The sequence below is a fragment of the Alteromonas sp. 4NS20-0143 genome (assembly GCF_057542855.1).
Genome location: NZ_BAAJLR010000011.1, coordinates 1 through 12808, shown reverse-complemented (window position 1 = coordinate 12808; position 12808 = coordinate 1). Strand labels below are relative to the sequence as shown.

Genomic DNA, 12808 nt, shown 5'->3' with positions numbered 1-12808 from the left:
TTCGTTATTCCTTTTAATTAGAACTACAGCGTGAATAAGTACAACGACGAACAAGACCTCGTGTATCTCTGTTATTTACAACGCCATCACCATTAAAGTCATAGCGGATATCCATAATTTCACCCGCTCGTAATTTTGATGTAAAAAGCCTTGTATCGGCTTTGTCTACTATTGAGTCCTTATTTAGGTCGCCCAATAAATCAATATTGATAAAAATGCTAGATTCAGACTGCTTATTGTTGGAGTCAGTGGCGACTACGCGCACTAAATGCGTACCTTCCGTCAACGATAGTAATTCAGTCGAATAAGCATCAGATCCCCATATAAACGGAGGTTCATAGATTTCTCTTATCAATTGTTCATCAATGTAAAGTGCTAGGCTGACAAGAGAAATATCGTCATCTGCTGCAGAGGCCTCTGCTGTGATAGCAAGGTTTTGATATTCAGTCAGTAGTGAGATATCACCCTCATTTATCATGACTGAGGGCCCAGGTAAGCTCAGGACAATGAGCGCCATATCAGTTTCACTTTCAAGTCCTGCGCTGTCTCGTGCTACGGCGGTAAAGGTATGTGTGCCAACGCCTAAAGGTGAAGGGTTCGGCTCATGACGGTCTAGCCAACCCATAGCACCAAACTCGTAAGGTGCAAAAGAATGTCCGAAGTTCCACACTGGGCGCGTGTCCACCCTTACTAGCTCACCGTTTCTGAAAAGGGTGACAGACTGAATGTCTCGCCCCTCCACCGGTGTTTCTGCATCGATAGTGATTGCTAATTTCTCATAGCCTTCATAAACAGTCACAGTTGAGTTTGGCCAAGTAACGATTGGCGGCTCTGGCTCTCCTTTAACGACAAGCAGCATAGAGGCTGTTGTTTCTTCACCTTCATTATCTGTCGCAACCGCTGTAAATTCGTAACTGCCCGCAGCCAACGGAGACGGATTAGGTAAGTGAGTATCAAGCCAGCCCATCGCACCTGTTTCATGAGGTTTTGAAGCATGACCAAATAAATAGGGAAGGGAGGTATCTGTCCTGACCAGTCCGCCATCAATATAAAGAGAAACCGACTCAATAGTGCGTCCTTCAACAGCACTTTCTGCGCTAATGTTGAGACTCAGCCTTTCGAATCCCTCATCTACTTCCAAACTTTCTTGGGGAAATGAAACGATGGGGGCATTTGAGTTCACATTCAGTATCATTGTTGCAGTAGAGCTGTCGCCTTCGCTATCTACAGCTACTGCTTTAAAAACGTGGCGTCCTGCTGAAAGAGGGGAGGGGTTTGGCTCGTGCCTATCAAGCCAGCCCAATGCGCCAGTCTCATGAGGCTTAGAGCCATGACCAAACAGAAACGGTAGAGAATCGTCTGTACGCACTAGCTCATCGTCAATATAAAGTGAAACAGACTGAATGCTTCTTCCTTCCACTGGACTTTCAGCAGAAATGTTCAGGCTCAATTTCTCATAACCTTGGTTTACAGTCACTGAAGGAGAAGGAAAAGATACGATAGGAGCATTCGCGTCGCTCTCTAAATCCAAATCGATAATTTGAAGGTAAAGGGGCATTGCGGTGCCTGATGTACGCTCCATGAGGTAATAGTAAACTTTACCGTCCTTGATATAGAGTGTGCCATGATCGAATACTGGTCCATCGCTCGCTTCATACACTCTAATAAAGTTGTTGGTGCCGCCTTGAGCTTTTTCAACATAGGGGCGGCCGCCCTCTAAACCTACAATATAAACATTGTCACCTGATGTATAAATCTCACTTGCACCCGGGAAATCAGTACTAATTATGAATTCTTCAGCGCCTGCGGGTTTATATGAATGAATATAAACTTCTTCGTAGTCTGCTCTGCCGCGGTCGGTTGAACGAACTTTGCTGATAATATGAATGTCACCTTTTTCAGTAACAGTCCAGTCGAAGCTTCCCACAATGTAAACTGAGTTGGCTTCGGTATGGCTTATATAGTCACCTGGCTCAAATACTTTTATCTCATCGGAATTAATAAGCGGCCATGTCATTGGTTCGCCTTTGTGATTCTTCCAATCACCGAAGCCATCCGGATGGTCTGAATACGCGTAATAGACGCCGTTTTGGTATTTATATTTATCTGAATTATCGTTGCTTCGCTGTTGAAAGCCAACACGAAGCTTTCCGTTTACATACTTCATGTTTCCGTAAAGGCCCCAGTTATACTGGTTTCCCTTAAGCTTTTGATTGTTTTCATTGAACTTTGTGAACGTCGACCAGCTTTCAGTCTCAGCGTCATAGCGATTAAAAACATAAGCGCCGTTATTATTGCCGCCTAGGCGCATATAAAGCAGCAATGTCCCGTCTACTGTAGTAAAAAATTTAGGGTAGGTGAGGCGAGCAAAGTTACCTTTATCATCTAGATCGCCTGTCATAGTAAGGTGCTTGTAATCATCGTCTCCTTGGCTAACCTCACTAGTATCCTTAACAAATTTATCTAAGGTAAATTCTGAATGGGGGAGCTCAGCAGCGCCAGCTACGCTAAATGAATATCTGAAAAAGTCATCCTTAAACTTACCGCCATGATTATTGTTGTCGTATGCGTGCATATCGAACACCATGTGAATGGTGCCATTAATAGGACTCACCGATAAGCCGATAGTATTGTGAGACTCTCCGACAAGGGGATCGCCTCTGAAACCAGTGTGCTTATGGGGGAACTCGATTGTAGATAGTTCGCCATTAAGCGTATTGTATCGAGAAAGCATTACGTTTCTTTCGTTCTTCCCGCCCTTATACCACGTCATAAAAACATAATGCCTGTATGTTTTTACTGCATCACCGTGGGCGGAGATATTCGGGCCGAAGAAATAGTCGTACTTTTCTCCCGTGTCTGGCGTCCCTACATTAGAAAAGTCGAGATTTCTACCGTCGAAATGGAGCCCTTCTTCCGTAATTTTTACTTGTTGCTCGAGTGTAACTTCTGCATTAAGCGAAAATGCAGTCAATAAAGTAGTTGAAACTAACAATGTTTTTAGACATTTCATAAGTTTATTAGCTCAGGTTAGTTATTAATCAATATGATGTAGTTCCACAAAATGCTAATACTGCAATATTTCAAAAGCATTCAGTTTCGCGCATATCCTATTACATTGAATTAACAAATGCATTACAATATGATCATTATTAATCATAAGTAGTCATGAGGGCGTAAAGTGGTAAACTTTAAAATAATTTGGTGCGCGTTCGAGGCTAATTGAAGAATTGGCTTACTTAATTTACCTGTGGTAGTAAAAAATGCTTAAGAATGTAATTTTGATAGGGACACAGCTGCTCACATTTATTGCCCTAGCAGCCTGTAGTCAAGAGCACTCTGGAAAACATGAAGTACTGCAAAAAGAAGTGCTTCAATCAAACATCGAAATATTCACTGCCGAAGACGCAGGCGGCAATTTAACTTTCACAAAAAATCAATATCTCAAGATGGCCAATCATATTGAAGCTGAACGGTACCTTTATTACCGTCCTGCATGCGTTAAAGATACCACGATGATATGTGTTCCGCGCTCATACGAGCACGGAGGCATCTTTTTGGATAAATATGAGAAGTGGACCAATGGCTTTTTTCCAGGACTAATATGGAAAATACTCTCTAACAAAGAATACGTGAAATGGAGTGGAAATGAAGAAAGACAACTATTAAGCATTGCCACACACTATCAAAGAGCTCTAGACAGTGATGCTACGCTTAAAACAACCCATGATTTAGGTTTCATGCTCTATGATTCATATGGCGAAGCCCTTAATTACGAGGACTTGAGCGATGAACTTAGATCTAAGTACGTTTCAATTTTGGCGAAAGGTAGAGAAACGCTCTCTCGCCGTTTTAACGAAGAAAAGGGAGTTATAAAATCTTGGGACTTCGTCCCTCATATGAAGGTATCTGTATCAAGAAACGGTAAGGACGTTGTTGAGCTGCATAAAATAGCCCAACCATGGACTTACCCAGTCATCATCGACAACATGATGAACCTCGAATATCTGCTAGATAGTGACTCCTTTCACTACAAAGATATTGCAATAACACATGCCAAAACAACGCTCAAAAATCATTATTTTTATGAGGATAGTGATTTAGAAAAACGTTATCCAATTGCGTACCATGTTTTTGATTATGATAAACAGAAACCGGGCAATTGGCAGGGGTTAGGCAACGTTTCAGCTTGGGCGAGAGGGCAGGGCTGGTCGTTATATGGTTATGTAACAATTGTAGACTATATGTCTGATTTAAGCTTGAGTGATACTGAACGAGCAACGTTTGAAACACATTTAAACAATGTTCTAAATAGTATTGGGCATTTATTAGAAGAAGACCTCGTTCCTTTTTGGGATTTCTGGGCAAATAGAAGTAACGCGTTTGAGTATGCTGAAAACACGTCTCAAAAAACGTCCGTCTATTCGGGAATTCTTGAGCTATGTGCGAACAGAATAGACTCCCATATACTGCCCTATAAAGGTTATCGCCCTCAAATATTAGATGCTTCGATACTAACAAGTGAGTCGCTGAACGAGCTCAAAAACCAGAAAAACTGGTACGGGTCTGACATTTTGCAAGGAGATAATCTTGTTCCTTGTGGGCGCGAGCCTTACCCTGCCACGCATACTAAAATTCCTAGAGATACGTCAGCTGCCGCTATCTATGCATCGGCTCTGTATCGCTACGCCACCATCACGGAAGATGAAAACCGAAAACAAAAGTATGGCTTGCTTGCTGACAAAATAATGGCGGAGCTGACTAATAACTATAGAACAGACAGGAATAAAAATGGGCGGGATAAGAGCTTCGAACTTGGCTTTGTGCTTAATGAGGCGACTGGAGACATGGGGAACGCTGGCGAAATTGATACTCCCATAATTTATGGAGACTTTTATTTTGTTGAGGCCAATATCAGAAAACTTGAGTTTGAGCGTTCACGCGGCGTGAAATTAAAAATTAAGTGAAAGGAATTAGGAAATGATAAGTAGAAGAGTTTTTTTACTCGGGAGCTTATTAGCTCTCGCCGCAGCTAATTCATTGGGAGCGAGCATGCCACAGGCTTCTAATAGCCATCCAAATGTTCTTATGTTGGCGATCGACGATTTAAACAGTTGGGTAGGGGCGATGAATGGTCACCCTAGTACTAAAACGCCAAATATAGATAGATTGGCCCTACAAGCCACCACGTTTACCAATGCTCACGCGCCAGCGCCTCTGTGTGGACCTTCAAGAGCAAGTATCATGACAGGGCTTCTTCCATCGACAACTGGAATATATGGCCACGTTCAAGACAACGATATTCGCTCTGCTAATATGAAGGCAGCACAATCGACATTCTTAAGTGAATATTTTAAAAAGCACGGTTATTACACAGCGGCTGTTGGTAAGGTATTTCACTATGGGGTTGCTGATGGAAGCTTCGATGTTTTCGGTGGAAGACAGGCTCAGTTTGGACCATATTCTCCCGAGCCAATTAAGTGGAATAGAAAGGGGACCAGCACTGACTGGGGGGCCTATCCTGAAAAAGACGCAATGATGCCAGACTATAATTCGGCAAAATGGCTTGCTGAACAGTTACAGCGTAAACACGATAAACCGTTTTTTATTGCTGGTGGATTCCTTAGACCACACGTGCCCTGGACCGTACCTCAAAAATGGTTTGATATGCATCCTATCGAAGATATTGAGCTCCCTCCTTATCTACCTAATGATTTTGATGACGTCCCAGAGATTGCAAAGCGCATTTCGACCTATGACATGATGCCAACCACCGACTGGGCTATAGAGTCAGGAGAATGGAAAAACATTGTGCAGGCCTATTTGGCGAGTGTTTCTTTTGTAGACTATTACGTTGGGCAGGTACTGGATGCTCTTGAGGCTAGTGAATATGCTGATAATACAATAATCGTGCTATGGGGCGATCATGGTTACGATGTGGGAGAAAAGAACCGTTTCGCTAAAATGGCGCTTTGGGAAACGTCCACCAAAACTACACTTATTATCAAGTCTCCGAGTTCGTCATCGAAACTTGTAAGTAACCGCCCAGTAAGTTTAGTGGACTTGTATCCTACGCTGTTGAAAATGGCTGGTTTGCCAGAAAATCCGCTTAATCAGGGGCACGATATCACTCCCCTTATCAAAAATCCCAATGCCGATTGGGAGCATGTTGCATTAACTACATTCGGTCCTAACAACCACGCTGTAAAAAATGAGCGATTTCGATACATTCGTTACGAAGATGGTAGTGAGGAGCTATACGACCACTCAACAGATCCAAATGAATGGAATAACCTAGCTAATAATCCTTTTTACTTTGAAGTAAAAAGTGAACTTAAAGCTAGGCTACCAAAAGAGAATGCTAGGTGGTCGCCAGTGTCTCAATTTAGAAGTAATGAGTACTTCAAAGCGCTGACAGAAAAAGCGGTGGCGGGAGAATGAGAAATAGCACGCGCCAACTAGGCTGACGCGTGCTTGTCGCATCTTATGAGCTATTGTTTGAGGGTCAGCTTAATGTCGTCCGGCGTTGCGTGCTTATTGCCACCATTATCGGCACCCGTTATCCACCAATAAATCATACCGGCATCGGAGCTATCAAATTTGCCCGCTTGAAAGGGAACAATACCGTCCTGTTCAGCATATTCGAGCATTTCGTAAATAAGCGAGATGCCGTCGTCTTTGCTATCTTTAGCCCAACTCCAAGCATTGATAGGCGTTTGCAAGCCAACGTTTTGGTCGCCTATTTGGTGTTCTTCAATACCAAAATCTAGAATTTGTTGCCATGTAAAATAGTCTCCGCTGTTGTCGTTCGCGGGGTGGTGAGATACGACTTTCACATGCTTTCGTCTGCTTTCTTCTGCTTTTTGTAGAGCGTAACCAATAACATCAGGTTCACCGGCTTCAATAATCCATAAAGGTGTTTCAGAGGACGCGCTGTTAATCGCTAACGTTAAATCTGCAATGGCGGCTTCTTGCTCCGCTCTACAATTGAACAGTTTTTGAATATTTTGAAAAGGACCAAATACATTGAGTGCGCGGTTGATTGAGTTGTCGAGCACACCCTGACGTCTGCTCTCATTTTCTGGGTCTATTTGATACCGTGCCTTATTTCTAAATGGGTCTAAATCGCAAGAATGAGAAATATGCACCAGTCTATCGGCAGCGTTGGCCTTATTGAGAAGTGCTAATAAGACTGGTGTAGCGCCGATGTCATCAGGATCAGGTGAATTACCATCTATTACTACGGCAAGTGTGCCATCTGGTAAATTAATATGCTGAAGAGGTTCAGGTTCTATTTGTTTACTCGTTGTAGATGCTGGATTACATGCAGTCAGTACAAAGCCTGCCACTATAATATTTATAAAAGATTTCACGGGGACCCCTGACATATTTCTTCACAAGAACTACCGCAATGATGCAGGTAAAAAAACTTTGTGACTGTAAATGATTGATGTTTGTCAATAGTAATCAAAATGTGTCATTATGTAAATATTGTTAAATGATAACGCCTAAGTCACTTATGAAAAGAGCGATTGAATTTTATGGACAAACTCAAGCAAATGAACGTTAAAAAATTAGCTATTGCATCCGTTTTACTAACGGTGCTTTCTGGCTGTCAGGTTGATGCTTCCAGCAAGCTCTCTGCGCAAGATGAGCCAATGGGAAAAGGTACTTCTGGAAGCTTCGGTGATCAAGGTGATGGTACTTACATCAACCCTGTATTAAACGCTGATTACCCAGACTCAGACATCGAGCAAGTGGGCGACACGTATTACATGATCACCTCCAAACAGCACATGTCCCCTGGAATGCCTATTCTAAAGTCAAAAGATATGGTGAATTGGGAAAATGTAGGGCATGCATTCTCAAGCTTATCGTGGGCACCTGAGTACAACTGGGACCGCATGAACGGTTATTCGTTTGGTGTGTGGGCAGGCGATTTAGCCTATCACGAGGGCAAATGGTATGTGTATCAGATAGATTATCAGCACGGATTAATGGTTACAACGGCGGATAACATCGAAGGGCCGTGGAGCGAGCCAATTATGATGATGCCTAAAGCCGATGTGTTGGATGACCCTGCAGTATTTTGGGACGAGGAAACACACGAAGCCTACATTATTGTGAACTCGGGCACTAAACAGAAAAGTGCAGACAACACCATTGAAGGTAATGAAAATCGAATTTACCGCATGAGTTGGGACGGTACTAAAATTCTCGATGAGGGCAAATTGGTATATACCGGCATGGGTGCTGAAGCTGCTAAAATTTATAAGAAAGACGGGTATTGGTATATCTTCATGGCACAGTGGACCATGGGTGATAAATCTACTAAACCTGGTGTTAAAAACCCTAAAAATGATAGAAAGCAGCTGGTTTTAAGATCTAAAGAAAGTATTTATGGGCCCTATGAGGTAAAAACCGTACTTGAAAAAGGCACAGAATTTGGCAATCGCAGCGCGAGCCAAGGTGGTTTGATGAAAGCCCCTGACGGTAGCTGGTGGTATATGCATCAGCTTATACAAAATGATGACATTCCTTTTCAAGGTCGTCCACAGTCTTTAGAACCAGTTACATGGGTAGATGACTGGCCAATTATCGGCGTAGATGAAGATAATGACGGAATAGGCGAGCCAGTTAAGCGATTCGAAAAACCTATAAAAGGTTTTCCCATCGCTGCACCTCGATCTGATGATGATTTTGCTAGCGGTGAATTAGGCCCTCAATGGGAGTGGAATCATAATCCAAGAGATAGCCACTGGTCGCTCACAGAGCGAGATGGCTGGCTGAGGCTTAAAGCCAGTAAAGTTTTGCCGCAAGGTGCTGAGTACGGACCTAAAATTAACGAGTGGACTAATAACGACGGTTCCGATGGTGATTTTTGGCGCGCCAATAACACCCTTAGCCAGCGTATAATGGGCATTACAACAGGCACTGCTGTAGCGAAATTCGATATTAGCGGCATTGCGGCAAATCAACTAGCAGGTTTTGTCAGATACGGCGGAACGTTTAACTTATTAGGCGTGGAAGGTCTTGAAGACGGCACTGCTCGTTTGTTCTATATGGATGGTATGAGCCAAAAAGAAATAGGTCCCATAATTGAGAGCAACACGCTATACGTAAGAACCTCAAACGCGAGAAACAAAGCCACTTACGAATACAGCTTAGATGGCAAAAGCTATCGCGCTTTCGGCCCGACTTTCACTATAAGCTTTGGTAAATGGACGGGGGATAGACTCGGGTTCTTTTCTTGGAACGAGAAAAAAGACGACGGTTACATTGATGTCGATTGGTTTAAATACGACTATGATGGCCCGAAGGGTAGAAACCAGATGGTGTTTTAACCTAATCTCTAGCAATAAGTTAAGGCTGTAGCGTAATGTTACGGCCTTTTTTATTTAGAGAAATTATTGAACCTGAATTGCCTTTCACTAATAAATGGCGTAAACCAGAAGGAGTAATATCACAACCGCGTTCGCGGTTATTGCTCGCTTTCATGAGTAGTAAAGTTTAATTTAACCGCGAACGCATACAAACACTTGCTATTTGTTTAATCTCTTATAAAATAACCGCGAACGCATATATAAGAGGTGTGGTGTGATATTTTTAGTTAAAGATGCCAAACAACTGGGTAGAGCCGCGCAGTTGGTTAGAAAGACGCAAGGTCTAGACCAGATATCTGCTGCCTCATTGTCGTCTAATGGCACAACGTTCCTGAGTGATTTTGAGAATGGCAAGCCGACGGTTGAGTTAGGCCGAGTTTTGCGAGTTTTGGATTCATTGGGGATAACGGTCACCATCGATGTTCCAATTGAAAAAGATTCACTTTCAGATGCTCAACGACAACGGTTATCACAAATCATTGACGGCATTGATTTATGAACCGAGCTCTTGATGTATATGTGGATGATTCGCTCGTTGGCCAGTTGACTGACGAGAATAACATTTGGGGATTTGAATACGCTCCAATTTGGTTGGCAAGCAAGACTCGCCACCCGCTATCTCCTCATATTCCTTTGCGAGACGGGAAGCAAATCGACGGTGGTACCTATCGACCGGTGCAGTGGTTTTTTGACAACCTGTTACCTGAAGAGAAAGCGCGTGATTTGCTGGCAAAAAACGTGAGAGTGCCAATAGACGATGCTTTTGGATTACTTCAAGTTGCCGGAGCTGAATCAGCGGGTGCCATAACCTTGTTGCCAGAAGGTGAGCAGCTGACACGAGGTGAGGTACATTCACTTACTCTCGAAGAAGTGAATCAGCGAATAAAAAATCTGCCAAAAGCCCCTTTGAACCGGGCTGAGCGTAAAAGAATGTCCGTGGCTGGGGCGCAGCACAAGATGCTCGTTATATATCGCGACGGTGAAATTCTGGAGCCTTCTGGATTTTTTCCGTCGACTCATATCCTTAAACCTGAACATTCTTCACCAGATGTTTATTACCATACAGTTAGGAATGAATGGTTTGTCATGAATCTGGCAAAACTTTGTGGTTTAGACGTCCCTTCGGTAGATATTCGTTATTTGCCAGAACCGGTATACCTTATAGAGCGATTTGACCGAGTAGGTTTATACCCTAACCAACACCGTTGCCATGTGCTAGATGGCTGTCAGTTACTGAATCTTGCACCAAATATGAAATATCCAAATAGTACAGCAGAGAGTCTAAACAAATTGGTGCAGCTCTCCAGAATGAAGGCCAAAACAACGCTGGATATCTTTCGCTGGGCTTTGTTTAATGCATTCGTTGGCAATGGCGACGCTCATCTGAAAAATCTCTCATTCTTCATCAAAGACTCTGATGTTGTTATCACTCCTCACTATGATCTACTGTCGACGGCTATATATGAACTGCCGCATAAACATATGGACCATGAATTGTCCCAGCCCATGGGGAAAGCACAATTTTTGGGAGAGTTGTCTGAAGCAAACGTTATGGCGTTTGCTGAGGAATTACGCGTCCCCACTTCTTTGGCTGCGGTTCAGTTGAGAAAGATGGCGAAAGCTATCGAGCAAAATGCTAGTCATTTGATGGATGTTGTTAAAAATGCAGAACAGCACTCTAGCAAAGCCGGAGAAGTGCGTATGGTTAATGAGATTTTTCATAACTGCATCAAAGAAACGATCACTAACCTCAGGCTTTAGCCCACGTTCTGAGCTTTGTAGAGTGAAGTTATCAAGTATAGGTTTAGTTCTGTCGAGAGCTAATTCATGTGCGAATCACATTACACGGTATAGGTGTATAAGAAGTTAGCAATTCGATTGACGTGGTTCGCTTTAGACAAGGACGTTAAGGTGTTTGTATTTTAGCTTCCGGTCTGTGCCAATTGCAGGCACTGGATTGATGTTTAGATAAATGGCAAAAAACGACCTAAAGCAGACATTCACAATAGAGCTTAATAAGTATCCCTTTTTTGCTACGTAAGTAACATTCGCTTTCAATGTTTAACGGGTTTAAGCTGCTGGAAAGCGGACCCTCGTCCGCGTGTTTTAATCGATATCAAATGGACTGATTACGCCTGACGAATGCTGACCAATCACATGTGTGTATATTTGCGTTGTCCTTAAATCGTTATGCCCTAGTAATTCCTGAACAGTGCGAATATCTGCTCCTGCCATCAGCAGCTGAGTAGCAAAGGAGTGTCTGAATGTATGTGCGGTGACATGCTTTGCTACGCCAGAGCTTTTAACTGCTACCTTTAACTCCCTCGCTAATGCGGTGCTATGAAGATGATGCCGACAGAAATATCCGTCATAAGGATGCTCGCAACGAGTCGTTGAGGGGAATAAATATTGCCACTTAAATTCTTTAATGGCATGTGGGTACTTTCTCGCTAAACTGGGCGGCAAACTCGTCATCCCACTTCCCTCAGCAATATCCTTGGTATGAATTGCATGTACTTTTTCTACTTGTGTTTGTAATGGATGAAGCAACTTGTTGGGTAACATAGTAGTTCGGTCTTTACCGCCTTTCCCCCGAAATACAAATATGTTCTTAGCATCAAAATCGATATCTTTAATACGCAGTTTAAGCAATTCTGCTTTTCGTAAGCCGCTCCCATATAGCACTGAAAACATCAGTTTATAGTTGGGCTTCATGAGTCCAATAATCGATAACGCTTCTTTGTGCGAGAGTACGGTAGGAACTCGAGTAGGTGCTCTTGCCCTAATTGCATCTGGCAGGAGCGTCAATTCCCGTTCGAAGATATGTTTGTACATAAAAACAATTGCACACAGCGCTAAGTTCTGTGTGGATGATGTGACTTTTCTGTTTACTGCGAGGTGAGTCAGGAATTGTGTTACCTCTTGCTCGCCTAAGTCTCTAGGGTGACGTTTTTGATTAAATAAAATGAATCGTTTTATCCATAATAGGTAGGTTTTCTCCGTTTGTATTGAGTAGTGTTTCGTTCTCATTACATGACGAATGCTTTCTAAAAACGGTGAGTTGGCCATTTATGCTTCCTTTGTTATTAAGTGGGATGACTGAGAATATCCAGTCAATCGCATTTTACGGAGAGCCAGCCGACCTACAGAGCAGATTAATCATGAACTACAAGACAGAAAAGACAGTGTTATTACCATGCGTGCATAGTAATAACAGACCTTGAACATACCATCATCGCTAGATATATGATTTATATAAATAAATATAAAATAAGTATGCGGCGTTACTATGCATGCATAGTAAAAACACTTAATTTCCTAGAAATAATCATTAGAAACAGGGTAAGCTATTGAAAAGAATTAACTATGAAGCGTTTGAAAAGTGGCATTAAACCGTTATTTCAATGAAGTCTTCATAATAAGTT

8 protein-coding genes are annotated in these 12808 nt (G+C 42.6%); 5 read left to right on the top strand and 3 right to left on the bottom strand.

Going from position 1 to position 12808, the window contains the following annotated elements; all coding sequences use genetic code 11:
* Positions 1 to 13: 13 nt before the first annotated feature.
* Positions 14 to 3013, bottom strand: a complete 3000-nt coding sequence (locus AC27HD_RS17170; RefSeq protein ID WP_487107362.1) for a BNR-4 repeat-containing protein — start codon at positions 3011 to 3013, stop codon at positions 14 to 16.
* 250 nt (positions 3014 to 3263) lie between these two features.
* On the opposite strand from AC27HD_RS17170, the gene AC27HD_RS17165 reads away from it, so the two are divergent.
* Positions 3264 to 4967: a glycoside hydrolase family 88 protein gene (locus tag AC27HD_RS17165; RefSeq protein ID WP_032096164.1), complete on the top strand. Its 1704-nt coding sequence runs from the start codon at positions 3264 to 3266 to the stop codon at positions 4965 to 4967.
* Between the two features lie 85 nt (positions 4968 to 5052).
* Positions 5053 to 6441, top strand: coding sequence for a sulfatase (locus AC27HD_RS17160; RefSeq protein WP_235207760.1), 1389 nt, complete (start codon positions 5053 to 5055; stop codon positions 6439 to 6441).
* A gap of 50 nt (positions 6442 to 6491) precedes the next feature.
* On the opposite strand, the gene AC27HD_RS17155 is transcribed toward AC27HD_RS17160, so the two are convergent.
* On the bottom strand, positions 6492 to 7373 hold the full coding sequence (locus tag AC27HD_RS17155; RefSeq protein WP_032096163.1) for a hypothetical protein: 882 nt from the start codon (positions 7371 to 7373) through the stop codon (positions 6492 to 6494).
* A 168-nt stretch (positions 7374 to 7541) separates the two neighbouring features.
* Here AC27HD_RS17155 and AC27HD_RS17150 point away from each other — a divergent pair, with 168 nt between their 5' ends.
* The 3 genes from AC27HD_RS17150 to AC27HD_RS17140 all read left to right on the top strand — a co-directional run bounded on the left by AC27HD_RS17150 (position 7542) and on the right by AC27HD_RS17140 (position 11144).
* Positions 7542 to 9344 carry a glycoside hydrolase family 43 protein gene (locus AC27HD_RS17150; RefSeq protein WP_032096162.1) on the top strand — a complete coding sequence of 601 codons (1803 nt, stop codon included), beginning with the start codon at positions 7542 to 7544 and terminating at the stop codon, positions 9342 to 9344.
* A 301-nt stretch (positions 9345 to 9645) separates the two neighbouring features.
* Positions 9646 to 9882, top strand: a complete 237-nt coding sequence (locus AC27HD_RS17145; protein ID WP_487107358.1) for a helix-turn-helix domain-containing protein — start codon at positions 9646 to 9648, stop codon at positions 9880 to 9882.
* Positions 9879 to 11144 carry a HipA domain-containing protein gene (locus AC27HD_RS17140; RefSeq protein WP_032096160.1) on the top strand — a complete coding sequence of 422 codons (1266 nt, stop codon included), beginning with the start codon at positions 9879 to 9881 and terminating at the stop codon, positions 11142 to 11144. The genes AC27HD_RS17145 and AC27HD_RS17140 overlap by 4 nt, the downstream gene beginning before the upstream one ends.
* A 345-nt stretch (positions 11145 to 11489) precedes the next feature.
* Here the strand turns inward: AC27HD_RS17140 and AC27HD_RS17135 are convergent, their stop codons facing one another.
* Complete coding sequence (locus AC27HD_RS17135; RefSeq protein WP_487107355.1) at positions 11490 to 12452, bottom strand: integron integrase; 963 nt, start codon at positions 12450 to 12452, stop codon at positions 11490 to 11492.
* Positions 12453 to 12808: the final 356 nt, after the last annotated feature.

Bases quoted from the DNA above. Each gene is read 5' to 3' on its own strand.
- AC27HD_RS17170 (WP_487107362.1), bottom strand. From the start codon at position 3,013: ATGAAATGTCTAAAAACATTGTTAGTTTCAACTACTTTATTGACTGCA.
- AC27HD_RS17165 (WP_032096164.1), top strand. From the start codon at position 3,264: ATGCTTAAGAATGTAATTTTGATAGGGACACAGCTGCTCACATTTATT.
- AC27HD_RS17160 (WP_235207760.1), top strand. From the start codon at position 5,053: ATGCCACAGGCTTCTAATAGCCATCCAAATGTTCTTATGTTGGCGATC.
- AC27HD_RS17150 (WP_032096162.1), top strand. From the start codon at position 7,542: ATGGACAAACTCAAGCAAATGAACGTTAAAAAATTAGCTATTGCATCC.
- AC27HD_RS17140 (WP_032096160.1), top strand. From the start codon at position 9,879: ATGAACCGAGCTCTTGATGTATATGTGGATGATTCGCTCGTTGGCCAG.
- AC27HD_RS17135 (WP_487107355.1), bottom strand. From the start codon at position 12,452: ATGGCCAACTCACCGTTTTTAGAAAGCATTCGTCATGTAATGAGAACG.